General features: G+C 65.4%; 20 protein-coding genes. 7 read left to right on the top strand and 13 right to left on the bottom strand.

The features are described from left to right. Nucleotides 1–21 precede the first annotated feature (21 nt). The 9 genes from ACQ4MJ_RS02445 to ACQ4MJ_RS02405 all read right to left on the bottom strand — a co-directional run bounded on the left by ACQ4MJ_RS02445 (nucleotide 22) and on the right by ACQ4MJ_RS02405 (nucleotide 10,825). The gene (locus ACQ4MJ_RS02445) at nucleotides 22–951 is read right to left on the bottom strand and encodes a DMT family transporter (RefSeq protein WP_431150285.1); all 930 of its coding nucleotides are present in this window, start codon (nucleotides 949–951) and stop codon (nucleotides 22–24) included. Nucleotides 952–1,132: 181 nt separating this feature from the next. Further along, a complete protein-coding gene (locus tag ACQ4MJ_RS02440) occupies nucleotides 1,133–2,755 on the bottom strand; it encodes a gamma-glutamyltransferase family protein (protein ID WP_431150287.1) in 1,623 nt (540 codons plus the stop codon). 146 nt (nucleotides 2,756–2,901) lie between these two features. Beyond that, the gene (locus ACQ4MJ_RS02435; protein WP_228896822.1) at nucleotides 2,902–4,158 is read right to left on the bottom strand and encodes a DUF3422 family protein; all 1,257 of its coding nucleotides are present in this window, start codon (nucleotides 4,156–4,158) and stop codon (nucleotides 2,902–2,904) included. A 163-nt stretch (nucleotides 4,159–4,321) separates the two neighbouring features. Beyond that, a complete protein-coding gene (locus ACQ4MJ_RS02430; RefSeq protein WP_055401467.1) occupies nucleotides 4,322–5,833 on the bottom strand; it encodes a tripartite tricarboxylate transporter permease in 1,512 nt (503 codons plus the stop codon). A 15-nt stretch (nucleotides 5,834–5,848) separates the two neighbouring features. Beyond that, nucleotides 5,849–6,337 carry a tripartite tricarboxylate transporter TctB family protein gene (locus ACQ4MJ_RS02425; RefSeq protein ID WP_055401465.1) on the bottom strand — a complete coding sequence of 163 codons (489 nt, stop codon included), beginning with the start codon at nucleotides 6,335–6,337 and terminating at the stop codon, nucleotides 5,849–5,851. Nucleotides 6,338–6,622: 285 nt separating this feature from the next. Next, nucleotides 6,623–8,416 (bottom strand): GspE/PulE family protein, encoded by a 1,794-nt coding sequence (locus ACQ4MJ_RS02420; RefSeq protein WP_431150290.1) that lies wholly within the window; start codon nucleotides 8,414–8,416, stop codon nucleotides 6,623–6,625. Between the two features lie 41 nt (nucleotides 8,417–8,457). Continuing rightward, nucleotides 8,458–9,222 carry a spermidine synthase gene (locus ACQ4MJ_RS02415; RefSeq protein ID WP_431150291.1) on the bottom strand — a complete coding sequence of 255 codons (765 nt, stop codon included), beginning with the start codon at nucleotides 9,220–9,222 and terminating at the stop codon, nucleotides 8,458–8,460. 9 nt (nucleotides 9,223–9,231) lie between these two features. Next, nucleotides 9,232–9,882 carry a DNA-deoxyinosine glycosylase gene (locus ACQ4MJ_RS02410; protein WP_431150293.1) on the bottom strand — a complete coding sequence of 217 codons (651 nt, stop codon included), beginning with the start codon at nucleotides 9,880–9,882 and terminating at the stop codon, nucleotides 9,232–9,234. 115 nt (nucleotides 9,883–9,997) lie between these two features. Beyond that, the gene (locus ACQ4MJ_RS02405; protein WP_431150295.1) at nucleotides 9,998–10,825 is read right to left on the bottom strand and encodes a TatD family hydrolase; all 828 of its coding nucleotides are present in this window, start codon (nucleotides 10,823–10,825) and stop codon (nucleotides 9,998–10,000) included. A 131-nt stretch (nucleotides 10,826–10,956) separates the two neighbouring features. Here ACQ4MJ_RS02405 and ACQ4MJ_RS02400 point away from each other — a divergent pair, with 131 nt between their 5' ends. The 4 genes from ACQ4MJ_RS02400 to ACQ4MJ_RS02385 are packed head-to-tail and all read left to right on the top strand — an operon-like array spanning nucleotide 10,957 to nucleotide 15,024. Next, nucleotides 10,957–11,898, top strand: a complete 942-nt coding sequence (locus tag ACQ4MJ_RS02400; protein WP_431150297.1) for a S1C family serine protease — start codon at nucleotides 10,957–10,959, stop codon at nucleotides 11,896–11,898. Nucleotides 11,899–11,922: 24 nt separating this feature from the next. After that, a complete protein-coding gene (locus ACQ4MJ_RS02395; protein WP_055401455.1) occupies nucleotides 11,923–12,942 on the top strand; it encodes an AAA family ATPase in 1,020 nt (339 codons plus the stop codon). Continuing rightward, complete coding sequence (locus tag ACQ4MJ_RS02390; RefSeq protein WP_431150300.1) at nucleotides 12,923–13,948, top strand: DUF58 domain-containing protein; 1,026 nt, start codon at nucleotides 12,923–12,925, stop codon at nucleotides 13,946–13,948. The genes ACQ4MJ_RS02395 and ACQ4MJ_RS02390 overlap by 20 nt, the downstream gene beginning before the upstream one ends. Before the next feature lie 32 nt (nucleotides 13,949–13,980). Further along, nucleotides 13,981–15,024, top strand: coding sequence for a VWA domain-containing protein (locus ACQ4MJ_RS02385; protein ID WP_121420892.1), 1,044 nt, complete (start codon nucleotides 13,981–13,983; stop codon nucleotides 15,022–15,024). Nucleotides 15,025–15,232: 208 nt separating this feature from the next. Here the strand turns inward: ACQ4MJ_RS02385 and ACQ4MJ_RS02380 are convergent, their stop codons facing one another. Further along, complete coding sequence (locus tag ACQ4MJ_RS02380) at nucleotides 15,233–17,341, bottom strand: diguanylate cyclase domain-containing protein (RefSeq protein ID WP_431150301.1); 2,109 nt, start codon at nucleotides 17,339–17,341, stop codon at nucleotides 15,233–15,235. Nucleotides 17,342–17,658: 317 nt separating this feature from the next. Next, nucleotides 17,659–18,282 (bottom strand): Crp/Fnr family transcriptional regulator, encoded by a 624-nt coding sequence (locus ACQ4MJ_RS02375; RefSeq protein ID WP_055401449.1) that lies wholly within the window; start codon nucleotides 18,280–18,282, stop codon nucleotides 17,659–17,661. Nucleotides 18,283–18,546: 264 nt separating this feature from the next. Here ACQ4MJ_RS02375 and ACQ4MJ_RS02370 point away from each other — a divergent pair, with 264 nt between their 5' ends. The 3 genes from ACQ4MJ_RS02370 to ACQ4MJ_RS02360 all read left to right on the top strand — a co-directional run bounded on the left by ACQ4MJ_RS02370 (nucleotide 18,547) and on the right by ACQ4MJ_RS02360 (nucleotide 21,667). Continuing rightward, a complete protein-coding gene (locus ACQ4MJ_RS02370; protein WP_431153123.1) occupies nucleotides 18,547–20,391 on the top strand; it encodes an EAL domain-containing protein in 1,845 nt (614 codons plus the stop codon). 325 nt (nucleotides 20,392–20,716) lie between these two features. After that, complete coding sequence (locus ACQ4MJ_RS02365) at nucleotides 20,717–21,160, top strand: DUF4826 family protein (RefSeq protein ID WP_431150304.1); 444 nt, start codon at nucleotides 20,717–20,719, stop codon at nucleotides 21,158–21,160. Between the two features lie 123 nt (nucleotides 21,161–21,283). Further along, complete coding sequence (locus ACQ4MJ_RS02360; RefSeq protein ID WP_431150306.1) at nucleotides 21,284–21,667, top strand: RidA family protein; 384 nt, start codon at nucleotides 21,284–21,286, stop codon at nucleotides 21,665–21,667. A gap of 50 nt (nucleotides 21,668–21,717) precedes the next feature. On the opposite strand, the gene ACQ4MJ_RS02355 is transcribed toward ACQ4MJ_RS02360, so the two are convergent. Beyond that, complete coding sequence (locus ACQ4MJ_RS02355; protein ID WP_431150308.1) at nucleotides 21,718–22,959, bottom strand: urate hydroxylase PuuD; 1,242 nt, start codon at nucleotides 22,957–22,959, stop codon at nucleotides 21,718–21,720. A gap of 212 nt (nucleotides 22,960–23,171) precedes the next feature. After that, nucleotides 23,172–24,002, bottom strand: a complete 831-nt coding sequence (gene xdhC, locus ACQ4MJ_RS02350) for a xanthine dehydrogenase accessory protein XdhC (protein WP_431150310.1) — start codon at nucleotides 24,000–24,002, stop codon at nucleotides 23,172–23,174. Nucleotides 24,003–24,030 lie beyond the last annotated feature (28 nt).

Here is a 24,030-nt window from a genome sequence, read left to right as displayed (position 1 = left end):
CACCCGCTCTCCGCTGCCAGGTCAGGGCGCTTGGCGGCGCGCCAATTGGGTGAACACAAAAATACCCGTGATCACCAGTGCCGTGCCCGCAGCCACCCACACCGTGAACGGCTCACCCAGAATCCAGACCCCCATGAGGATGGTGGACAGCGGCCCCACCATGCCGGTCTGTGCGGTCATTCCAGCGCCCACGCGCTCAATGGCCATCATCACCATGAGCACGGGCGCAGCCGTGCAGAGCGTGGCGTTGAGGATAGACAGCCAGATCACCTCGGGCGCCACCACGGCAGCGCTGAAAGGCCGCAGCACCACAAACTGCAGCAGACACAGCAGGCACGCCACGGTGGTGGCCAGTCCCACCAGCCGCAGCGAACCCAGGCGCCGCACCATCTCGCCGCTGTAGACCAGATAGATGGCATAGCTCACCGCACTCAGGAACACCAGCAGGGTGCCCCAGGCTGCGTTGGTGCCCTGCAGATTGGCCTCGTGGCCGAACACCAGCACCACGCCGCAGTAGCTGATCAGCATGCCCACCGCCTGCCCCCAGGTAATGCTGCGCCGGTAAAGCACCCAGCCCAGCATCACCACCAGAGTGGGGTTGAGATACAGGATCAGGCGCTCCAGGCTGGCACTGATGTAGGCCAGCCCTGCAAAGTCCAGAAAACTCGCCAGGTAGTAGCCCGTGAGCCCCAGCCCCAGCACGCCCAGCCAGTCCTTGCGGGTCAGGGGGGGCTTGCCCCGGCTGGCCCACCAGGCCATCACGGCGAAGATGGGCAGCGCAAACAGCATGCGGTACATGATGAGCGTGACCGCATCGACACCATGGCGGTACGCCAGCTTGACGATGATGGCCTTGCCGCTGAAGGCGATGGAGCCCAGCAGGGCCAGGGTGAGACCGGTTGCTGCGTTTTTTGTAGCTGCTCGCGCTTTTACAGATTGGTCTATAGACACTTTTAATGTATTTTTCGGTTATCCATTGCGTTGCGCGGCAGCACAGCCCATGAAACTGGCACGCCCTGACGCGAGGTGGCCGCGGAACTGGCTTTGCCAGGCCGCTGGCCGCGTCCCCCTCCCGTAGCGCGCAGCGCGTAGAGAGAGGGGGAAGGCGCGAAGCGACTCAGGGGGTGTTCCATCAATACCCCGCCACCAGGCCGTCGCGACGCGGATCGCTGGCGGCCACATAGCCCTGTACCTTGGGGTCGCCCATGCGCCAGATGAACTGGCCGGCGCCAAAGTCCTGGTAGGAATCCTGGATCACCTCCATGCGGTGCCCCAGGCCCAGCAGGCCCTGCACCGTCGCGGCGGGCATGGCGGCCTCGACGTTGATCGACAGCCCTTCATTGAAGCGCCAGCGTGGTGCGTCGCAAGCCACCTGCGGGTTCTGGCCGTAGTCCAGCATGCGCACCAGGGTTTGCATGTGGCCCTGTGGCTGCATGTTGGCGCCCATCACTCCGTAGCTCATCACGGGCTGGCCGTTTTGCGTGAGGAAGGCGGGGATGATGGTGTGAAACGGTCGCTTGCCGGGCGCCACCAGGTTGGCTGGGTTGGGGCCCGCCGGGTCGGTGCTGAACGCCTGGCCCCGGTTCTGCAGGCTGATGCCAAAGGTGGGCTCCACACAACCCGAGCCGAAGCCCATGTAGTTGCTCTGGATGAAGCTCACCATCATGCCGTTTTCGTCGGCCGCAGTGAGGTAGATCGTGCCACCCTTGACCGGATTGCCAGCCCCGAAATCCTGCGCCTTGTTCATGTCGATGAGTTTGGCACGGGAGGCCAGGTACGCGTCATCGAGCATTTGCGCGGGGGTCACCTCCATGGACGATGGCTCGGCCACATGGCGGTACACATCGGCAAATGCGAGCTTCATGGCCTCGATCTGCAGATGCTGGGACGCTGCGCCATCCACGGGATGGCTCGTCAGATCGAATCGGTCCAGTATGCCCAGCGCAATCAGCGCTGCGATGCCCTGCCCGTTGGGCGGGATCTCGTGCAGGGTATAGCCTCGGTAGTGGCGGGCAATGGGCGTAACCCATTCAGGGCGGTGTGCTGCCAGATCCGCCAGTGTCAGGCTGCCGCCCTGGGCCTGCGAGAAGGCGACCAGCGCCTGGGCAATTTCGCCCGTGTAGAACGCCTGGCCTTGTGTGGCTCCGATGGCGCGCAGCGCTCGGGCTGCGGCGGCAAACTGGAACAGCTCCCCCACCTGCGGCGCGCGGCCCCAGGGCATGAAGCTTCGCGCAAACCCCGGCTGCGACTGCAGCTCAGGCACTGCAGCGGCCCATTTTTGCTGCACCACCACCGGCACCAGGTAGCCACGCTCGGCAATCTCGGCGGCGGGCTCCATCAGCGCGGCAAAGGGCAGCTTGCCGAAACGCTCGGACAGAGCGACCCACGCGCTGACGGCACCCGGCACAGTGACGGAATCGATCCCGCGTTTGGGAGGGCTCGCCGGGCTCTTGCCGTAGCGGCTGTGAAAGTACCCGGGTGTCCAGGCCGCAGGGGCGCGGCCCGAGGCATTGAGCCCGTGCAGGGCCTGTCCGTCCCACAGGATGCAGAACGCGTCGCTGCCCAGCCCATTGCTCACGGGCTCGCAGATCGTCATGGCCGCTGCCGCCGCCACAGCAGCATCAACGGCATTGCCGCCCTGCTGCAGCATGCGCAGGCCCGCCTGGGCGGCCAACGGATGCGAGGTGGAAACCACATTGCGCGCAAACACCGGCAGGCGGGTGCTGGCATAGGGGTGGGTGTAGCTGAAGTGCATCGAGCCATTATGGGTCGCATGCCATGTCCGCACATTGGGCATACGACAAGGGCCTGCCTGCCCGTCGGGCTTGGCCCCACCCCCAGCATCCCTGCTCAGCACTCAGCACGCCGCGGTGCGCTGAGCTGTCTTCTTGTGGATCCCTGCTAGCCGTGCTTGCGGAACACCCGGTGGTGCAGCCGCCTCAGCGACCACCACACGCCGCCCGCCACCACCGGAATGGCGATGGCCGCCGTGGTTTCCGGCGACAGGGGCCAACCAAGCTTCTGCGCCCCCTTGGCCAGGTAGCTCACCAGGCCCACGATGTAGTACGTGATGGCCGCCACCGACAGGCCCTCCACCGTGGACTGCATCTGCAGCTGCAGATCCTGCCGGTGGTTCATGGTGGTCAGCAGCGCCTGGCTGCTTTGCTGCTGCTCGATCTCCACGCGGGTGCGCAGCAGGTTGCTCATGCGCGAGACACGTTGCGACAGCGCATCCTGGCGCCGCGCCGCCCATTCGCAGGTGCTGCGTGCAGGCGTAAGGCGCCGGTCCATGAATTCCCGAATCGTCTGCATCCCGGCCAGGCGCGATTCGGCAATGTCCTGAATGCGCTTGTCCAGCAGTTCGAAGTACGCGCTGCTGGCCGAAAAACGCGAGTGGGTGGCCGCATACTGGCTCTCCACCTGCCCGGCCAGACGGGTCAGGCGGTCCAGCAGCGCAGGCTCTGCGTCGCGGTTGGCGGTGCGGATGGCGTCGGCCAGTTCGGCCAGTTCTCGTTCGGCAAAAGCCAGCACACTGGCGGCCTCGCGCGCAGCGGGCAGGCCCAGCAAGGCAGCCATGCGGTAGGTCTCGATTTCGAGCAGGCGCTGCACGAGGCGGCCCAGGCGGCGCTGCGTCATGCCGCCCGCGAGCAGCACCATGCGCGAGAACCCATCGGCGTGGATCGCAAAATCGGTGTAGACCTCGCCATGCCCGTCGGCCACCGTGGAGGCCACCAGCGTGTCCTCATGCAGCACATGCTTGACCAGCGACCCCGAACCAAAGGTGTGGGTGGGCAGTACCCACAGGTTCAGGCTGCACAGACAATGCCCGGGCAAAGCCGCCAGCCACCCGCGGGGCACCGCGTCTGCGGCGCTGGCCGGCTCCCGCTCGCCAAAGGCGTCGGCCGCCATGGGCACCATGAAGGTCCAGGACACAAATTCGGTGTGCAGCTCCCAGCGCATGCGGTAAGCCCCCAGGTCCATGCGCAGGTGCGTGGTGTCCGCATCGGGCAATGCCAGGTGGTGGTCGCGCAACAGAGCCGCCACATGGGCCCGGCTCGCTTCACGCCCTGCGGCATCGGCCAGCATCACGATGTGTGCAATGGCCAGCGGGGCCGTCATGGCCTCGGGCGGACGAGCGTGGATTTCGTTGTGCAGCATCGCCCGGTGGGGATGCTGTGGCAGATGGAATGGAGTGGACATGCGGGCCTCTTGCCCGCCATTGTGTACTGGCGCTGAGGGCGTGCTGCGGCTGCAGATCGCCAAAAAACAACGGCACCCGAAGGTGCCGTTGTTCTGGAGTCGGATGGAAAAGGCCGTGCCGTCAGTCTTCGACGAAGGCTTCCTCGCGCTTGCTCTTCACCGAAGGCAGCAGCACGATGATGAGCAGCAGTGCCGCAGCAGCCAGCAGGCCTGCCGACAGCGGACGCGTGACGAACACGCTCCAGTCGCCACGCGACAGCAGCAGTGCGCGGCGCAGGTTCTCTTCCATCATCGGGCCGAGGATGAAGCCCAGCAGCAGAGGTGCGGGTTCGGTGCCCAGCTTGTGGAAGATGTAGCCCACCAGCCCAAACGCACCCACCATCCAGATGTCCCAGGTGTTGTTGTTGGTCGAATACACACCCACCGCGCAGAACAGCACGATGGACGGGAACAGCCAGCGGTAGGGCACCGTGAGCAGCTTGATCCAAATGCCGATCAGCGGCAGGTTCAAGATGATCAGCATGGCATTGCCCAGCCACATCGAGGCGATCAGGCCCCAGAACAGCTCGGGATTGCTCGTCATCACCTGGGGACCAGGCTGGATGTTGTGGATCGTCATGGCACCCACCATCAGCGCCATCACGGCGTTGGGGGGGATACCCAGCGTCAGCAGCGGGATGAAGGAAGTCTGCGAACCGGCATTGTTGGCCGACTCGGGCGCTGCCACACCACGGATGTTGCCTTGGCCAAAAGGCACTTCACCGGGCTGGAGCTTGGTCTTCTTCTCCACGGTGTAGGCCGCAAACGCAGCCAGCAATGCCCCACCACCGGGCAGGATACCGAGGGCGGCACCCAGCGCCGTGCCCCGCAGCACGGCAGGAATCATGCGCTTGAAGTCGTCCTTGGTGGGGAACAGGCCTTCCACCTTGGCAGTGAACACTTCGCGCTCATCGTCAGGGCGCGAGAGGTTGGCAATGATCTCGCCGTAGCCGAAAACACCCATGGCGATGGTCACAAAGCCGATGCCGTCGGTCAGTTCAGGAATGTCGAAGCTGAAACGGGCCACACCCGAGTTCACGTCGGTACCCACCAGGCCCATCAGCAGGCCCAGCACGATCATGGCCACGGCCTTGAGCAGCGAGCCCGAAGCCAGCACCACGGCGCCAATGAGGCCCAGCACCATCAGCGAGAAGTACTCGGCAGGGCCGAACTTGAATGCCACTTCGGTCAACGGAGGTGCGAAGGCCGCCAGGATCAGCGTACCCACGCAGCCGGCAAAGAACGAGCCCAGGCCCGCCGCCGCCAATGCAGGGCCCGCACGGCCCTTGCGCGCCATCTGGTAGCCGTCGATCACGGTCACCACCGACGAGGACTCGCCCGGCAGGTTCACCAGAATGGCAGTGGTCGAGCCACCGTACTGCGCACCGTAATAGATACCGGCCAGCATGATCAGCGCAGCCACGGGTGGCAGCGCGTAGGTGGCTGGAAGCAGCATGGCGATGGTTGCCACCGGGCCGATGCCGGGCAACACACCAATGAGCGTGCCCAGCAAGCAGCCCACAAAGCAGTAAATGAGGTTTTGGAACGTGAACGCGACGCCAAAACCCATCGCGAGGTTGTCAAATAATTCCATGGTCGGTGCTCCTGCTCAACCCGTGATGAAACTCGGCCACACAGGGAACTGCAGCTTGAGCGCCCAGACGAATGCCACGTAACTGCCAATGGCCAACACGGTGGCCAAGATGAACACGGACTTCGCGTGGAACTCCTGGCCCGCCAGGCTTGCGATGAAGGTCAGTGCATAGATGCCCACGATGAGGCCCATCGCCGGGACACCTATGCTGGGCAAGCCGCCCAGCAGGATACCGAACGCAAAGTTGGCAGCCAAGATGAAGAACAGCGGCTTCCAGGCCCACTTTCCAATCTTGTCACCGTCTTGGGTTTCGACCGTAGTGGCCTTGAAGGTGATCGCGCCGCCGATGATGGCCAGCAAGATACCCAGCAGCAGCGGGAAGTAACCCGGACCCATGCGGGCCCCGTTTCCGACGTTGTACGTGGTGGCTCCCCACGCAAACGCAACACCAACCCCCATGAACATGAGGCCGGCAAAGAAGTCTTTTTGACTTTTGATTTTCACGAATTGTCTCCTTGGCGGGAAATCTCGACTGCGCGATTGTGCGTGCAACCAAGGCCCGCGCGGATGTGGATTCCACCTACATCCGGTAACGCTTGGGATGTCCTGCATAACCCTCGCGCGTCGGTGGTAGTGCGGATCGGGAAAGGCCGCAAGGCGTCTTTTTGCGGCCAATAGCATGGCTATTGGCAAGAAAAGCAACGCAGCGGACTGCCCGAGACCGCGCTATCACAGACCGCAGGGAGTTATGCAGGACATCCCTTGCTCCTGCGGAGCTGGTTCAAGGTCTTACTCCAGCGGCGGTGTCGCAGCAATCACCTCGTCCAGCGTGGTCAGGCCCTCTGCCACCCGCAGCGCGCCCGCCAGGCGCAAGGGCCGCATGCCATCCTGCACGGCCTGGCGGCGCAACTGGTCGATCGAGGGCGCCTGGTTGATCTTCTCCTTGAGCGCCTCGGTCACGGTGAGCAATTCATACAGGCCCATGCGCCCCCGAAATCCACCCATGCGGCAATCCACGCAGCCCACGGGCTTGTAGGGGTGATAGCCGCCACTGAGCTTCCACGGCTTGACCACCTCCACCAGCGTTTCGCGCTGCGCCGTTTCGTCCTTTTGTTTGCACTGCTTGCACAGCGTGCGCACCAGCCGCTGGGCCAGCACCCCCAGCAGCGTGGCATTGAGCAGATAGGGGGGCACGCCCAGTTCCATCATGCGGGTGATGGCCGACGGGGCGTCGTTGGTGTGCAGTGTGGAGAACACCAGATGCCCGGTCAGCGCAGCCTGAATGGCCATCTCGGCCGTCTCCAGGTCGCGGATTTCGCCCACCATGATGATGTCCGGGTCCTGGCGCATGAGGGCACGCAGGCCCTCGGCAAAGTTGAAGTCGAGCTGGGGCTGCACCTGGGTCTGGTTGAAGCTGGGCTCGATCATTTCGATCGGGTCTTCCACCGTGCTCACGTTCACCTCTTCGGTCGCCACCCGCTTCAAGGTGGAATACAGCGTGGTGGTCTTTCCCGAGCCCGTGGGCCCCGTCACGAGAATGATGCCGTGCGGGCGCTTGACCAGCGCCTCCCAGCGCTCGGCATCGTGCTGGGCAAAGCCTAGGGCGTCCAGATCCTTGACGGCATTGTCCGGGTCAAAGATCCGCATGACCATCTTCTCGCCAAACGCCGTGGGCAGGGTGGACAGGCGCATTTCCACCTCGTCCCCGCGCTGGTTGCGCGTCTTGATGCGGCCATCCTGCGGACGGCGCTTTTCCACCACGTCGATGCGGCCCAGCAGCTTGATGCGCGAGACCATGGCGTTGTGCACGCCCATCGGCATCTGGTAGACCGGGTGCAATACGCCGTCAATGCGAAAACGGATCACGCCCTGGTCGCGCCGTGGTTCCAGGTGGATGTCGCTCGCGCGCTGGTCAAAGGCATATTGCCAGAGCCAGTCCACCACCTTGACCACGCCCTGGTCGTTGGCGTCGAGCTGCTTGTTGCTCTTGCCCAGCTCCACCAGCTGCTCGAAGCTACTGCCCCCGGAGTTGCCCCCTGCCTTCTGCGCGGCACGCACGGACTTGGCCAGGGCAAAAAACTCTGCAGTAAACCGGTGAATGTCCAGCGGGCTGGCCACCACGCGGCGCACCGTGCGCCGGGACTGACGCTCCACCTCCGCCACCCAGTCCTCGATGAAGGGCTCGGCCGTAGCCACCACCACTTCCTTGGGGGTGACCTGCACGGGCAGCACCTTGTGGCGCTCTGCATAGGTGGCGCTCATGGTTTCGGCCACGCGCCCCACGTCCACCTTGAGCGGGTCGATGCGCAAATAGGGCAGGCCCGAGCGCTTGGCCAAGTACTCAGACAATGCCTCGATGTCCAGCGGCTTGCCATCGCTGGCACGTTCCATGGCCACGTTGGCCAGGCGCACCAGCGCGTGCTGGGAGCTTTCCGCCTGCGAGCAGCGGGCGATGGTGCGTTGAGCTTCTTCCTGGGAGATGACTTCATCATCGCTGAGCCACTGCACCATACGTCGCCAGTCCACCGGACCGACGTAGGGTCGCGCCGCAGTGCTGGCCAGGGAAGCGGAGATTGTTTTCATCAGATACCTTTCCGAAACGGGGCTGTGGGCGGCCCGGGGGCTCAGGCCGCGACGGGCTTGAATGCCCGTAGCCATTTGGTGGTCGGCAGGTCCCAGCGCGCCTGGATGGCCTGCGCCTGCACGTCGAGTTCCGCCCGCTTGGGGCGCGTTGGCGTCTTCTGGGCCAGCACCACGGTGTTGCCTTCTCGCGTGGGCTTGAAGGCCCAGAGTGCCTTGTCACCAAAGGCCGCCGCCATGCTCTGCAGGCTGCGCTCAAAGCTGGACGCCCGCCCGAACAGGTTGACCGTCATGCACCCCGTTTCGGTCAGCAAGGCGCGGCAGTCGGCATAGAAGTCTGCGCTGTCGAGCACCGGTGCTGCGGCCTCATGGTCGTAAAGGTCCACCGCCAGCGCATCCACGGTGCCCTGCCACATGGGGTTCTTGATCTCTTGCGCCGCATCGGCCAGCACCACCCGCAGCTTGGGGCCATCGGGCGGCAGCTTGAACCACTGCCGGCACACCGCCAAGACCTGTGGGTTGAGCTCGATGGCCGTGGTGCAGATGCGCAGCTTCTTGTGGCAGAACTTGGTGATGGCACCGGCCCCCAGCCCGAGCTGCATGGCGTGCCCCTTGGACACCTGGGGCAGGTCGGCAAACAACAGCCACGCCATCATGCGCTGCACGTACTCCAGTTCCAGTTCAAAAGGCTCTGCAACGCGCATGGACCCCTGAATCCACGGGGTGCCCAGGTGCAGGTGGCGCACTTCGCCGTCATCAGAGACGCTGACTTCGGGCAGTTCTTGTGATTTTTCTTTTTTGCGGGTCATTCACAACAATCAAAGCAGGCGGTGGGCTGCCATCAGGTCCGCCCAGGCAGCCAATTTACGTTCAAAGCTCCAGGAGGCATTGGCCGGGCTGGTCGAGGGCAGACGGTGCGATGCGATAGAGCGGGCGGGACCAGGCCCGGAACCCGAGCCCCCCCGCTGATCGGGAAGCACATCATCATGCGCCGCAGCGCGGGGGGGCCGGAAGCTGCTGAGCACCGCCGGGGCATGCTTGAAGCTCTCACCCCCATTGTGGGCGACGGCGGCGAGCTGCGGGCACGCCGCCTGCAAGCGCGCAAAGTCGTTGACCTGCGCGTTGCGGATGCTGGTGTCCAGGCTGCCCTCCCGCTCGCAGCTCTCATACACATCCCACAGGCCAAGCCCCCTTGCCAGCAACCAGTCGCAACGTGCGGCATACCCTTCGGCCCCTGCGGGCGGCAAGGGATGCTGCGGCCACAGCGCTTGCAAGATCTTCCAGAAATGGTTTTGCGGGTGTGCGTAGTACTGGCGCAGCCGCAAGGAGGCAGCCCCCGGAAAACTTCCGAGGACCAGCACCACCGTGCCTGCAGACACCACCGGCGGCAGCCCCTGGAGGCGCACCGGCGGAGCTGGCGCCGGAGCATCAGGGAGCGGAGGGGGCTGCGTCAGAGCGGCGTCGGGCATCCGCCGATTCTGAACCGAAACCCGTCAGCAACCCCGCGACATCCTCAAAAAAAACGATAGCTGTAAACCCTTTACCACAAAGCGCTGGCCTCCTAAAAACCTACCAATTGGTGGATCAGACGGAGACCAGAGCCTGCAACCGGGGCAGCGCAACCAGCGCATTGGCACAGGTGATACCCGCCAAATCCTCCAGCGGCTGACTGCGCAGCTCGGCCAATGCGCTTGCAATGCGCGGGAGTTCGCCGGGTGCATTGCGCCCTTGGGGCAGGCCTTCGAGCCGCTGGGCGGCGGTGGCATACAACCAATGGGGCGGGATGTCCGGCGCATCGGTCTCCACCACCAGGGCCTCTGCGGGCAGTTCTGCCGCCAGACGACGCAGCTGCAGCGCCCGGTCGTAGGTCATCGCGCCGCCAAACCCCAGCTTGAAGCCCAGGGCGATGAACGCCTGCGCCTGCTGCAGGCTGCCGTTGAAGGCATGGGCGATACCGCCTTGTACCGGCAGCTCCCGCAAGCCCTTGAGCAATTTGTCGGACGAGCGGCGCACATGCAGGATTACGGGCAGGTCGAACCGGCGCGCCAGCTGAAGCTGCGTGCGATAGAACTGCTCCTGCCGGGCTGGGTCCAGGCCGGGCACGAAGTAATCCAGGCCAATCTCTCCGATGGCCACCAGACGCTGGTCAGCCCGGTGTTGCTCCAGTTCCTGCGCCAGCAGCTCCAGATCTGCGTCGTGAGCGCGCCCTGTGTACAGGGGGTGAATGCCCAGCGCATAGCTATCGCCATGCCGATGGGCCAGGGCGCGCACCGTGGCCCAGTTGCTGCGCTCCACCGCCGGAATCACACAATGGGCCACGCCCTTGGCCCGCGCCTGGGCACGCACGGCATCGCGGTCGGGGTCAAATTCGGGCGCATCCAGGTGGCAATGGGTATCGATCCAGACAGTCATGGAGTGATGATGCCCCATCAGCCCCGACCGCTCCCTCGGCGTGAAACCTTGCAAGTGCACTCTGCAGCGATCCGTGCTAACGTGAAAACCGTGCGCCGTCTCGCGGCGTCTTCCGTAGAAAAGGTGACAGGATGCCCCGGCCCGCCCTCTACAGCAGCTCCCGCCACACCCGCCGCTCCCCGCCCGAGCCGGTTGAAAAAGCGCCTGCGCCCACCGAACAACCTGCGGCCAGTGTGATGGAGCCCTTTCCAAACCCTGCCATCAAGCCTGTGGCGGGCACGGCTCTGTCGCGGCGCCATCTGTACGCCCTGTGGGCGCTGATCGCGCTGCTGACCACATTGCTGCTCTACAGCCTGTGGCTGCACCAGCGCCCCGCCGCCCAGCGGATCACCCAGGAAGACATCGACGCCGCCGTGCTGCGCACGCTGGAGACGACCACCCCGCCCTCCGCCGCCGCCCGCGCCGTGGAAGCCATCTCGCCTTCCATCGTGCGCGTTGTGGGCTACGGCCGCAGCAAAAACGGCAAGGAAGAGGTGGAACGCGGCATCGGCACGGGCGTGGTGATTGTGGACAAAGGCATCATCCTGACCAACCTGCACGTGGTGGCGGGCTCAGACCGCATTGCCATCACCTTCCACGATGGCCTTGAAACCACCGCCAGCATCACGGGCGCCCAGCCCGAGAACGACCTGGCCGTGCTGCAAGCCCACAAAGTACCCGATGACCTCTTCGCAGCCCCGCTGCGCTCCACCCAGGACCTGCGCCCCGGCGACCACGTGGTGGCCGTGGGCTTCCCGTTCGGCATCGGGCCTTCGGCCTCAGCGGGCGTGGTCTCGGGCCTCCAGCGCGAATTCACCTCGCCCGAAGGCAAGCGCCAGCTCAGCAACCTGATCCAGTTCGATGCCGCGGCCAACCCCGGCAACTCCGGTGGCCCACTGGTCACGCTCGATGGCGAGGTGGTGGGCATCGTCACCGCCATCCTGAACCCCACGTCGGCACGCACCTTCATCGGCATCGGGTTTGCGGTGCCCATCGAGAACGCGGCTTCTGCCGTTGGCATGCCCCCCTTCTGATCCCGACCCTTCACAAGGAGCACCATGGAAACCACCCCATCGCCCTCTGCCATGAACAACGCCGCCACCGCCACCCTGATGGAGCAGGTGCTCTACGAAGTCAAGCGCGTGGTGGTGGGCCAGGACCGCTTTCTGGAGCGGGTCATGGTGGCCATGCTCGCACAGGGCCATCTGCTGGTCGAAGGTGTGCCGGGCCTGGCCAAGACGCTGACGGTGAAGACGCTGGCCAGCACCATCCAGGGCAGCTTCAAGCGCATCCAGTTCACGCCCGACCTGGTGCCCGCCGACCTGGTGGGCACGCGCATGTACAACCAGAAGACCGGCGAGTTCAGCACCACGCTGGGCCCGGTCTTTACCCACCTGCTGCTGGCCGACGAGATCAACCGCGCGCCCGCCAAGGTGCAAAGCGCCCTGCTGGAGGTGATGCAGGAACGCCAGGTGACGATTGCGGGCGAGACCCACAAGGTGCCCGAGCCCTTCCTGGTCATGGCCACGCAGAACCCCATCGAGACCGAAGGCACCTACGCGCTGCCCGAAGCCCAGGTGGACCGCTTCATGATGAAAGTGCTGCTGGGCTACCCCACCGAGGAGGAAGAGTTCGTGATCGCCCAGCGCGCGCTCGATGTGCCCGTGCAGGTGCTGCCCGTGGCCACCACCGCGCAGCTGGCGGCGCTGCAGGCCGAATGCCGCACCGTCTATGTAGACCCGTCGATGCTGCAATACGCCGTGAAGCTGGTGGCCGCCACCCGCGAGCCCACGCGGCATGGCCTCAAGGACCTGACCGGCTACATCAGCTGCGGCGCCAGCCCGCGCGCCACCATTGCCCTCGCAGAGGGCGCCCAGGCCCTGGCCATGCTGCGCGGGCGCAACTACGTGCTGCCCGAAGACATGACCGACCTGGCGGCCGACGTGCTGCGCCACCGCATCGCGCTGTCGTACGAAGCGCTGTCCGAAGGGCTGGATGCCGATGCCCTCGTCAAACGCATCATGGCCAAGATACCGGCGCCTGCTCGGCCTCTGCATCATGAGCAAAAAGTTGCCTGACACCACTTCAGCCACGGTCCACACGCTGCCCACCCTGCCCGGGCAGGCGGACCGGCTGCTGCGCGAGCTGGAGTGGAAGGTGGTCCGCCGCCTGGACGGGCTGCTGCAGGGCGACTACCGCACGCTGATGCGCGGCAGCGGCCTGGACCTGGCCGACCTGCGCGAATACCAGCCGCATGACGACGTGCGCCACATCGACTGGAACGTGACCGCGCGGCTGAACATCCCCCACGTGCGCGTGTTCACCGAAGACCGCGAGATGTCCGCCTGGTTTTTGCTGGACCTGAGCCCGTCCATCAACTTCGGCCCGCAGGGCAACGCCAAGCGCGACATCCTGACCGGCTTTGTGGCCGTGCTGTCGCGCCTGCTGACGCGCCACGGCAACCGCGTGGGCGCCATGCTCTACGGCGCAGGCAATGCACCCGCCCGCGCTGTGGATGCGGTGTTACCGCCCCGCAACAGCCGCGCCCATGTGCTGCATCTGGTGCACCGGCTGTTGACACCGCCCGCCCCTGCCACCGGCACATCCAAACCCGGCGGAGGCGCCACAGAACTGCACCGTTTGCTGCAAACGGGCCTGGCCAACCTGCGCCGCCGCTCCACGGTGTTTGTGGTGTCCGACTTCATCAGCGCACCCGGTTGGGAAAAGCCCCTGGCCCAACTCGCCCAGCGGCACGACGTGGTGGCCGTGCGCCTGCTCGACCCGCTGGAGCTGGAACTGCCCGATGTGGGCCTCATCACGCTGCGCGATGCCGAAAGCGGCGAGCAGCTGCAGGTGGACACCCACGACGCGGGCTTTCGCCGCCGCTTCGCCCGCCTGGCGACCGAGCGCGAGGCCGTGCTGCGCGAAGGCCTGACCCGCGCGGGCGCCGACACGCTGGAGCTGTGCACCGACGACGATCTGGTCGACGCCCTGCTGCGTTTCATGGACCTGCGCCAGCGCCGGGTACGCACCTCCCGAGCCGCGCCCTCCCGCGCTGCAGATCCGGCGCAGCACGCCGCCTGAACGAACCACGTCCCCGCCCGAAGGAACACACCATGGTTTTTCTCTGGCCCACCCTGCTCTGGCTGTTGCTGGTCGTGCCCCTGCTGGTACTGATGTACTGGTGGCTGCTGCACCGGCGCAAGAAAACGGCGCTGAGCTATTCCAGCCTGTCGCTGGTGCGCGAGGCCATGGGCCCCGGCCAGAACCTGCGCCGCCACATCCCGCCCGCACTCTTTCTGCTGGCGCTGGTGGCGCTGCTGCTGGCCACCGCACGCCCGCTGGCCGTCATCACCCTGCCCTCGCAGGACCAGACCATCATGCTGGCCATGGATGTCTCGGGCAGCATGCGCGCCGCCGATGTGGAGCCCGACCGCCTCACTGCTGCGCAGAACGCCGCCAAGGCCTTCATCGCCGAGCTGCCCCGCCATGTGCGTGTGGGCATCGTGGCGTTTGCCGGCAGCGCCCAGCTGGCCCAGCTGCCCACGCAAAGCCGCGAAGACCTCGTCAAAGCCATCGACAGTTTTCAGCTCCAGCGCGGCACGGCCACGGGCAACGGCATCATGCTGTCGCTGGCCACCATCTTCCCCGACGCGGGCATCGACATCTCCGCCCTGGGCGGCCGCCAGGCCATGCGCCCCAAGCCCATTGACGAAATTGGCAAACAAGACCCGGCCAAGGCTTTCACACCTGTGGCGCCTGGCTCCTACACCTCGGCCGCCATCATCATGCTGACCGACGGCCAGCGCACCACTGGCGTGGACCCACTGGAGGCCGCCAAATGGGCGGCCGACCGGGGGGTGCGGGTGTACACCGTGGGCGTGGGTACGGTGGCGGGGGAGACCATCGGCTTTGAAGGCTGGTCCATGCGGGTGCGGCTGGACGAAGAAACCCTGAAGGCCGTGGCCACGCGCACCAACGCCGAGTACTTCCACGCGGCCACCGCCGCGGATTTGAAGAAGGTGTACGAGACGCTCAGCTCACGGCTGACGGTGGAGAAGCGGGAAACCGAAATCTCGTCATTGCTGGCGTTGCTGGGGGCGACTTTGGCGTTGCTGGCAGCCGGGCTGTCGGTGTGGTGGCACGGGCGGATTTTGTGAGATTTTTTGGCTCTACAGCTTACTAGACAAGCGTAAATAGCTACTATTTTTATAGCATATAGCCTGTAGTGCTTGTTTCGGGCGTGCTTGGGATGCGAGTAAGCGCCATCGTGCACTCCTCAGCATTCTCCAAACCATAGACTTCAAAAAAGATAGCTGTCAGCGCATTACCAGCCAGCGCTACACCGCAAAATCTTTTGGAATCTGCTCACGCCGCTCCCAGCGCCATCCGCCCCGACGCCGTCGCCTGGCTCGCATGGCGCGTCTCTACCCGGTTGCGCCCCGCGCGCTTGGCGTCGTAGCACGCCATGTCGGCCGCATACAGCACCGACGGCACATCCTGCAGACTCGCATCCAGCACCACCAACCCGATGCTCACCCCCAGCGTGAAGCTGCGCCCCTGGTACGAAGGCTCCCACGCCTGTACCGAGGCGCGCAGCTGCTCCGCCACCGCCTGGCCCCGTGCCAGCGCGCATCCGGGCAGCACCACCGCAAACTCGTCGCCGCCCAGCCGCGCGGCCCAGCCGATCTGGCGCACCTGGGATTCGAGCAAGCGGGCCACATGGCGCAGCACATCGTCGCCCGCGTCATGCCCGGCAATGTCATTGACCACGGTGAAGTGGTCCAGATCCAGAAACAGCACCACGCCGTCCCCGGCTGCTTCGCTGCTGTCTGCATCCGGTGCACGCGGGCGCATCGAGCGTTCGGCCAGCAGCAGGCCCAGACGCTCGTCAAACGCATTGCGGTTGTATAGCTGGGTCAGGGCATCGTGCGTGCGCTCCCACGCCTGCTGCATCTGTGCCTCGCGTGCAGCGGTGATGTCCTCCAGAATCCAGACGGTGCCGCCTGCCATCTCGTCGGGCCGCACACCACGGCCCTGCACGCGGGCCCACACGGGGGTGCCATCCTTGCGCATGAAGCAGACATCGCCATCGAAGGCGCCATGTGCGGCGAACTCGGCCTGCACACGCTCGCCAATGCGGCCGTATTCAGCATCGTTGGCATACAGGGTGCGCGCCGGATGGCCCTGCAGTTCGCCCTCGGTGTAGCCCAGCATCAGGCAGGCCTGCCGGCTCACCACCTCCAGGATGCCGTGGCGCGAGATAACAATCCCCACGGAGGCACTGTCCAGCACGGCCTGGAACTGCCCGTCCAGCGTGGCCTTGTGCTGCTGCTGCAGGCTGCCCTGCTGCACCATGCCCTGGAACATTTGCACCAGTTCGCCCACTTCCCCCCCCGCACGCGGCCAGACGACGGTGCCTTGCGGCGGGCCAGCACGCGTGCTGCGCCGGAGCAGCTGGCGGGCACTGTGCGTGAGCTGCGCCAGCGGCTGCGCCATCCAGGCCATCAGCCCGGCCACAAGCAGCATGCACAGCGCCATGCTGGCGGCGGCCAGCCACCAGGCTTCGCGCTGTGCGCCCTGCAGGGGCGCCAGCAGCGCCTGCGAGGGGCTGACCCGCGCCACGATCCATTGCGGCAGCGGCATGCCCGCCATGCTGACGATGTGCTGGTCTTCAAGATGGGTCGTGCCCCGCCCCACCACCGGCTGGGCCTGCTCCAGCCAGCGGCTGTAGACGGGCGCCAGGCCCGTCTCGTCGCTCACCTTGCCCATGATGCGGGTCGGGTCCGAGTGCGAGAGGATGGTGCCGTCGCGCGTAAACACCAGCAGCCGAGAATCATCGCGCGCGGGCAGTGTCATGGACGGCGGCAGCAGGCCCTGCGATTGCAGGCGCAACGCACCCGCCACCACACCCAGCACAGTGCCGTCTTCGCGGTGCAGCGGCATGGTGAACATCACACGCGCGTCGCTGGTGCGCCCGGCAATCAGCTCGGACACCAGCGGCTTGCCGTCGATGAGCGTGCGGCGCAGCGCATCGCGCTCGGCGGGGTCCAGGTTGGAGGCCTTGTCCAGCCGCCCCCCGCGCAGGTTCAGCCGCAGTTCGCCGTTGTCGCGGGCGACCTGCATCGCATCAAAGAACTGAACGGCGGGCAGGCCCTGCTGGAGCAGCCATTCGAGGGCCGAGGGTGATTCGAGCATGGCGGGCGTAATACCAGCGGCCACCGTGCGCAACACCTTCTGGCTTTGCTCGATCTTGCTGGCCAGCAGGCGGGCCACCACCTCGACCTCATCGGTCTGCTGGCTCACCACCCGCCGCATGGCCTCTTGCCCGGAGGCCCGCGTAACCAGCCACGCCGACACCGCCCCCGACAGCCCCACGGCCAGCACCGCCACCAGCACCAACCGCAACACCAGCGGACCGGGCATTGACCAGCCCGGCGCGTCCTGTGGCGGCGCAGGGTGGGTCGGGGGCGTCATGGACACTCCGCGCAGGGAGCGCCCGATGGGCGCGAAGGGGTGGCGTTGGGCATGGGGACAGGTCAAACCGGACAGGTCCCAACAAATATACGCAGCCCCTGCAGCCCAAGGCTTGGGTAGAACCCTCAGTGAAACCCAAGGACAAACCCTGACGAGGAAGCCCCCCTGAGCCGCTGCGCGGCTTCCCCCGGAGGGGGACGCACCCAGTGGCCTGGCAAAGCCAGTTCCACGGGTGCGCTGGCGGGCGGCGCGCCAGTAGCAGAGGCGGTGCGCGCTATTTTTCGCGCGGCGCCGAAGCCATCCACACTGGGTTCAGTTCAGCAACCGGCCATCGACTGCAGCGCCCGAGGTTGGGGCAGGTTCAGCACATTGCCCGTGCCGTGGATAAGGCCCAGCTCCCGCAGATGGCGCAGTACGCGCGAGAAGGTTTCGGGGGCGATGCCCAACTGCGCCGCAATCAGGCGCTTGCGCTGGTGCAGCGTGACCTGCATGGTGCCGCTGTGGTCGGGCTGGGCGTGGTTGAGCAACCACTGCGCGCAGCGCGATTCGGCATCCTGCGCGAGGCGGCTCACGGCCAGCTCGGACTGCTGGCGGTAGCCCTGCGCCATGTCGAGCAACAGGCCCCGTGCACCCGCCGGCATTTCTGCAAGGCTGCGGCGAAACTCCTCGATGGGCAGGCGGCGCACCTGCACACGGGTATCAGCCACCATGTCCACCGGCAGCGGCATGCCCATCAGGGCCGACGCGGCATCGAGCCAGAACGGCCCTTCCACGGCCCCCAGCTGGTGGCGCAGGTAGCCATCGTCGAGCACACCGCGCAGCACGCGGCCACTTTCGAGGTGCAGCACAGACGTCAGCACCTCGTTGCGCCTGCGCAGCACTTCACCGGCGGCAATCACCTCGGTTTCGGCGGGCAGTGAGAAATAGGTAGAGGGCAGCATGGGACGGACTGTGCCGCGCCCCGGACCGCTGGGCATTGAGCAAGATCAAACCGAACCCTCGCGGCAGCCCTGCCGCTGCGCCAGGGTTGAGCCAACGCATGAACAACCTGCATGCCCCCCGAACGTCCACCCCAGGGAATGGCCAGTCACCTCACGGAAACAGTGTGTAACAAGGTTGTCACACCCGGCCGATATCGTGGGCATCTTGCTCAGAGCCCCCCATCTACCGTGACGCACAACCCCCTTTGGAGCCGACTGGAGGCGATGATGGCCTTGCTGTCCCCGGCTGCGCGCCATGGCAAGGGCCCTCTGGCACAACTCATGCGCGAAGGGGGCCTGCACTGCGTGTTCCAGCCCCTGGCCGACCTGCGCGAGGGCAGCGTGTATGCCCACGAAGCCCTGATCCGGGGCCCCGAGGGCACCCTTTTGCACACGCCCGATGCCTTGCTGGAGCTGGCGCGGCGCGAACACATCCTGCAGGACTTCGAGCTGCTGTGCGTGTTCACCGCCTTGCAGCAGTGGGGCGTTCAGAAGGCGCCGGGCCGCCTGTTTGTGAACATCAGCGCCGACGCGCTGGTGCACGGGGTGGCCCTGGTGGGCGCGCCGATGCTGGGCGAGGCCGTGCGCAGCTTTGGCGTGAGCGCCCGCCTTCTGGTGCTGGAAATCACCGAGCACGAGCGCGTGACCGACATGCCCCAGCTGCGCCAGGCCATCAAGGCGGTGCACGCCTGCGGCGCGCGGCTGGCGCTGGACGACTTTGGCGACGGGCGCTCCAGCCTGCGGCTGTGGTCCGAGGTGAAGCCCGACTTCGTGAAGATCGACAAATACTTCATCCGCGACATCAGCAACCAGCCCGAGAACCTGCAGATGCTGCAGGCCATCAAGGGCATAGCCCATATGTTTGGCACCAAGCTGATTGCCGAAGGCATCGAGACACGCGACGACCTGCGCGCACTGCGGGACCTGGACGTCCCTTACGGACAGGGCTGGCTGCTGGGCCGCCCTGCCAAGGCCCCGCGTGAGGCCGTGGAGAGCCCGGCACAGGAAGTGATGCAGGACCGCCGCGTGGCTGTGCTGCCGCACCTGGGCCAGACGGCGCGCCCGGGCATCCTGCGCAGCCTGCTGGTGGTGCAGGCGCCCACCGCCGCGCCCACCACCAGCAACGATGCAGTGGCCGCCATGTTCCATGAGCGCACCGACCTGCACGCGCTGGCTGTGGTGGACGGCACGCGCCCCGTGGCACTCATCAACCGCCAGCAGTTCATGAACCACTACGCCACGCTGTACTTTCGCGAGGTGCATGGCCGCAAATCGTGCCTGGCGTTTGCCAACCAGGCGCCGCGCGTGGTCGAGCTGGACTGTGACGTGGACCAGCTCGTGGGCATCCTCACCTCGCAGGACCAGCGGTATCTGAACGACGGCTACATCGTCACCGACAACGGCCGCTACCTGGGCCTGGGCACGGGCGACCAACTGGTGCGGGCCGTGACCGAGACCCGCATCGAAGCCGCGCGCCACGCCAACCCGCTGACCTTTCTGCCCGGCAACATCCCCATCAGCCTGCACATGCAGCGCCTGCTGGACCACCACACCGAGTTCGTGGCGTGTTATGCCGACCTGAACAACTTCAAGCCCTTCAACGACCACTACGGCTACTGGCGCGGCGACCAGATGATCCGCCTCGTCGCCCGTCTGGCCACGGCGCACTGCGACGCGCGGCGCGACTTTGTGGGCCATGTGGGTGGGGACGATTTCATGCTGATCTTTCAGAGCAGCAACTGGCTGCAGCGCTGCAAGAACATCGTGGACGCCTTTGCCCGCGAAGCGCTCACGCTGTTTGACGACGAGGCCCGGCGCGCCGGTGGCATCCAGGCCGAAGACCGGCATGGGGTGCCACGGTTCTTTCCGTGTACCACGCTGGCCATTGGTGCGGTGCGCATCACCCCCGGGCGTTTTCGGCATGCCGAGGAAGTGGCCAACCTGGCGGCCGTGGCCAAGCATGAGGCCAAGCAGGCAGCGACCGGTGTGGTGCTGCATGGTGGGTTTACTGAATCCGCCCTGGGCGCACTGGCTGCTACGCGGGCGCTGCAGGATGTGCTGGCGGCGTAGTTTCCGTCGGGTGTAGGGATGGGGCGATTCACGCTGCCAGCCAGTTCGCTTCGGACTCAGGCACGGCTTTGAGCGCCGCAGCTCCATCCGGTAATTGATTCTGCGCGCGGCCCCAATTGGAGTCTCGACCACCCGGCCTTTCAACTCCGCAAGCTATAGTTTTACTCGGCTGAGGCGTACCGGGTGTCGCAGTTTTTTTGCATCTGGATACCTTCCTAAATCCGAGGCTGCAAGCCGACTTGAGGAGGAGCCCGTATCCAGAAAATCCCGCACAGTCCAACTTGTTTCGCAAGATTTGCGGAATGCATCACCTTGAAGGTCACCAATGCTTGATTACGACGATCCAGATGTTGAAGCGCAATGGTTTGTAGACCGGCGCAAGGAAGTTGAAGAGTACTTGAGCCGCCAAGGCATCGCGCATGGTCAAGTCGGTGAGTTTCCGGCTTGGTCGGTCACACCCTATGTTTCCATTTGGGCCATAGAAAGTTTTAGAAGTCCCGGTAGCGTTGGCTGGTGGGCAATTTCAGGTGATTTGCCAAATGACTATGTCTCGGCGGAGGGCATCAACAGCCCAAGGGATGCCATGCGCGCTATAGCGACGTTGTGGCAAGAAGCGAGCGAGCACATGTTGCGTGGTGAAAAGCACCCAACTTTTAGCATCGGGGACGGCGACTCTGACGAAGAACTGGCGCCGTTGCTTGCGTCAAGGGCGAAAACTCTGCTCGAATGGGCAGATGATCCAGAGGTTTGGGAGGACGATGATTCTTAGCATTTCGCTCGGCGCGGACACTCAGCCGCAGGATGCTGATGCGCGGCGCTTGCTGCATGCCGCGCATGCTTGAGCATTAGGCGTCACAAAGACAACTCGCGCAGCATCTCCCCCCAACCACCCATGAACGAAGCCGAAATCGCCTCAGGCCTGCCAAGCACGCCGAACTATCAATACGCGCAGCGCATGGGGAATCAGCTCTTCCTTGCAGGCCAGGTGCCACAAGCTCCCGATGGCTCGATCATGGCGCCCGGAGATCCGTGCGCCCAGGCATCGCAGTGTTTGGAGAATCTGAGCAAGGTTCTGGCTGTTCACGGGTTTGCCGCGCCAGACATTCGCCGCCTTGTTGTCTACGTCGTTGGCGAACAGGCCGACCTTTCAGCGGCCTGGGGCGCCGTGACCGAGCACTTTGGGGGGCAAGTGCCTCCGGCAACGCTCTTGGGCGTCGCCCGCCTGGGATACCCGGGACAGGTGGTGGAGATCGACGCCACCGTCGTGAAGGGCTAGGAGTCTGCACGGCTTCGCTTGAGTGCAGAGTGACGCCTCCTCCACAACCCTCAAGGCCCTGTAGGCGCCCCCGCCTCAAACCACCGCCCAATCAGTGCCCGCTCCGCGTCGGTGATCTGCGTGGCGTTGTTCATGGGCATGAGTTTTTGCACCACCACTTGCTGGTAAATCGCCTGGGCGTGTTGCTTGACGCTGTCGGGTGAATCGAGCCGCAGGTTCTTCATCTGCACCGCCTCGCCGTGGCACAGGTAGCAGCGTTGCTCCAGCACGGCTTGCACCGACTTGTAGTCATTTTGGCCGCTAGCGCTTGCTGCAATTGCGCTAGCAGCTCCTGAAACAGGAGCACCACTGACAGCAGCCATGGGCGCGGGGCGCATCCACACGATGGCGCCGACGATGACGGCCACGCCCACCAGCGCATAGGGCAGCGGGTTGCCGTTGCGGCCCAGCTTGTAGCCGTGGCGCATCACAAAGAACTGGCGGATGGCGGCGCCCGCAAACATCATCAGGATCAGCACCAGCCAGTTTTGCGGGTGGCTCCAGGTAAAGCTGTAGTGGTTGCTCAGCATGGCAAACAGCACCGGCAGCGTGAAGTAGGTGTTGTGCACGCTGCGCTGTTTGCCGCGTTTGCCGTGGATCGGGTCCACCGGTTCGCCCGCCTTGATCTGTGCGATCACGGTGCGCTGGCCGGGGATGATCCAAAAGAACACGTTGGCACTCATGGCCGTGGCGATCATCGCGCCCACCAGCAAGAAGGCTGCGCGGCCAGCAAACCAGTGGCAGGCCAGCCACGAGGCGATGCACACCAGCACGAAGACGAGCGCGCCCACGATGGCGTCGCCGTTCTTCCTCTGGCCAAAGATGCGGCAGATCGCGTCGTACAGCAGCCAGAACACGACGAAGAACGCGAGCGCCACCACGATGGCCGTGACAGGCGCCCAGTCCATCTTCGACTTGTCGATGAGGTAGGTGCTGGCGCTGTAGAGGTACGACACGGTGAACAGCGCAAAGCCGCTGATCCAGGTGCTGTAGCTTTCCCAGAAGAACCAGTGGAGGTGGCCGGGCAGCTTGGGCGGCGACACGGCGAACTTGACCGGGTGGTAGAACCCGCCGCCGTGCACGGCCCAGAGTTCGCCGCTGACGCCCTGTTTTTTGAGGTCTTCGTCTTCGGGCGGCGTGAGGCTGCTGTCGAGGAAGACAAAGTAGAACGACGAGCCAATCCAGGCGATGGCGGTGATGACGTGGACCCAGCGCAACAGCAGGTTGGCCCAGTCGAGAAAGTAGCTTTCCATATCTCAACCTTGATGGCGCGTCAGCGCCAAACAGCAAACCTGCTCACCACTGCGGGCGCTCTGAGCAGAAATTTTGGTCGCGCACCTTGGCGGGCAAACCCGCCGGGGCACCGCTGCGACCCGTAAACCGTCAACAAATCCGTTGAAAAGTGTATGCAGGAATTGTTCCCGACTCCAGCCCCAATCCGAGGCATGGAGGCCCGGAATTACCCTCAGCCCGCCCCCTTCAGCGTCTGCAGCAGCTGTGCAGCCACCGCCACGGCGATCACTTCGGGCTCCTTGCCCTCAATGCCGGGGATACCAATGGGGCAGGTGACCTGTGCCAGTTCGTCCTGTGCAAAGCCGCGCCCGTTCAGGCGATTGCGAAACGTCGCCCATTTGGTCTTGCTGCCTATGAGGCCGATGAAAGGCAGGTCGCCCTGTTCACGCTGGCGGCGCAGGCAGGCGGCCACCACGTCCAGGTCTTCGGCATGGCTGAAGCTCATGATCAGTACGCGGCTGCCCGGCGCCAGGCGGGGCACAGCCAGTTGCACGGGCTCGGAGTGTTCGCAGACCACGCCCTCGGGCGTGGGGCTAGGGAAGATGCCGTCGCGGCTGTCGATCCAGGTCAGCGCAAACGGCAGCGGCGCCAGCACCCGCGCCAGCGCGTGGCCCACATGGCCGCCACCGAACAGTGCCACGGGGTGCTGGTGCGGCGACAGGCGCGCGCGCAGACCCGCAGCGGGGGCCAGGTCGGCAGCGGTCAGCACCTCAAAACCCAGGTACACCACGCCCCCGCAGCATTGCCCCAGCGCCGGGCCCAGTGCAAAACGCATGGGTGGCTGCCCCGGGGCCGGGCCGGGCACACCGCCCAGGCGGCGGCGCGCTTCGGCAATCGCCTGCAGCTCCAGATGGCCGCCGCCGATGGTGCCCACGATACGGTCTGCGAACACGGCCATCCACGCACCGGGTTCACGCGGGGCCGAGCCTTCGGTAGACTCCACCCTTACCAGACAGGCGGGGGCGGCTGCAAGGCCGTCCAGCAACAAAAGTACATCAGTCAATCCAGATCCTTCACGCCACCAAGGGTCG

Source organism: Acidovorax facilis, assembly GCF_050626955.1.
GTDB classification, from domain to species: Bacteria; Pseudomonadota; Gammaproteobacteria; order Burkholderiales; family Burkholderiaceae_C; genus Acidovorax; species Acidovorax facilis.
Note: the sequence above shows the minus strand (reverse complement) of the source record. Positions and strands in the feature narration are given on the sequence as shown.

Coding starts and splice junctions, on each gene's coding strand:
- ACQ4MJ_RS02440 (WP_431150287.1), bottom strand. CDS start 2,755: ATGCACTTCAGCTACACCCACCCCTATGCCAGCACCCGCCTGCCGGTG.
- ACQ4MJ_RS02435 (WP_228896822.1), bottom strand. CDS start 4,158: ATGCTGCACAACGAAATCCACGCTCGTCCGCCCGAGGCCATGACGGCC.
- ACQ4MJ_RS02430 (WP_055401467.1), bottom strand. CDS start 5,833: ATGGAATTATTTGACAACCTCGCGATGGGTTTTGGCGTCGCGTTCACG.
- ACQ4MJ_RS02420 (WP_431150290.1), bottom strand. CDS start 8,416: ATGAAAACAATCTCCGCTTCCCTGGCCAGCACTGCGGCGCGACCCTAC.
- ACQ4MJ_RS02415 (WP_431150291.1), bottom strand. CDS start 9,222: ATGACCCGCAAAAAAGAAAAATCACAAGAACTGCCCGAAGTCAGCGTC.
- ACQ4MJ_RS02410 (WP_431150293.1), bottom strand. CDS start 9,882: ATGCCCGACGCCGCTCTGACGCAGCCCCCTCCGCTCCCTGATGCTCCG.
- ACQ4MJ_RS02405 (WP_431150295.1), bottom strand. CDS start 10,825: ATGACTGTCTGGATCGATACCCATTGCCACCTGGATGCGCCCGAATTT.
- ACQ4MJ_RS02400 (WP_431150297.1), top strand. CDS start 10,957: ATGCCCCGGCCCGCCCTCTACAGCAGCTCCCGCCACACCCGCCGCTCC.
- ACQ4MJ_RS02395 (WP_055401455.1), top strand. CDS start 11,923: ATGGAAACCACCCCATCGCCCTCTGCCATGAACAACGCCGCCACCGCC.
- ACQ4MJ_RS02390 (WP_431150300.1), top strand. CDS start 12,923: ATGAGCAAAAAGTTGCCTGACACCACTTCAGCCACGGTCCACACGCTG.
- ACQ4MJ_RS02385 (WP_121420892.1), top strand. CDS start 13,981: ATGGTTTTTCTCTGGCCCACCCTGCTCTGGCTGTTGCTGGTCGTGCCC.
- ACQ4MJ_RS02380 (WP_431150301.1), bottom strand. CDS start 17,341: ATGACGCCCCCGACCCACCCTGCGCCGCCACAGGACGCGCCGGGCTGG.
- ACQ4MJ_RS02375 (WP_055401449.1), bottom strand. CDS start 18,282: ATGCTGCCCTCTACCTATTTCTCACTGCCCGCCGAAACCGAGGTGATT.
- ACQ4MJ_RS02370 (WP_431153123.1), top strand. CDS start 18,547: ATGATGGCCTTGCTGTCCCCGGCTGCGCGCCATGGCAAGGGCCCTCTG.
- ACQ4MJ_RS02365 (WP_431150304.1), top strand. CDS start 20,717: ATGCTTGATTACGACGATCCAGATGTTGAAGCGCAATGGTTTGTAGAC.
- ACQ4MJ_RS02360 (WP_431150306.1), top strand. CDS start 21,284: ATGAACGAAGCCGAAATCGCCTCAGGCCTGCCAAGCACGCCGAACTAT.
- ACQ4MJ_RS02355 (WP_431150308.1), bottom strand. CDS start 22,959: ATGGAAAGCTACTTTCTCGACTGGGCCAACCTGCTGTTGCGCTGGGTC.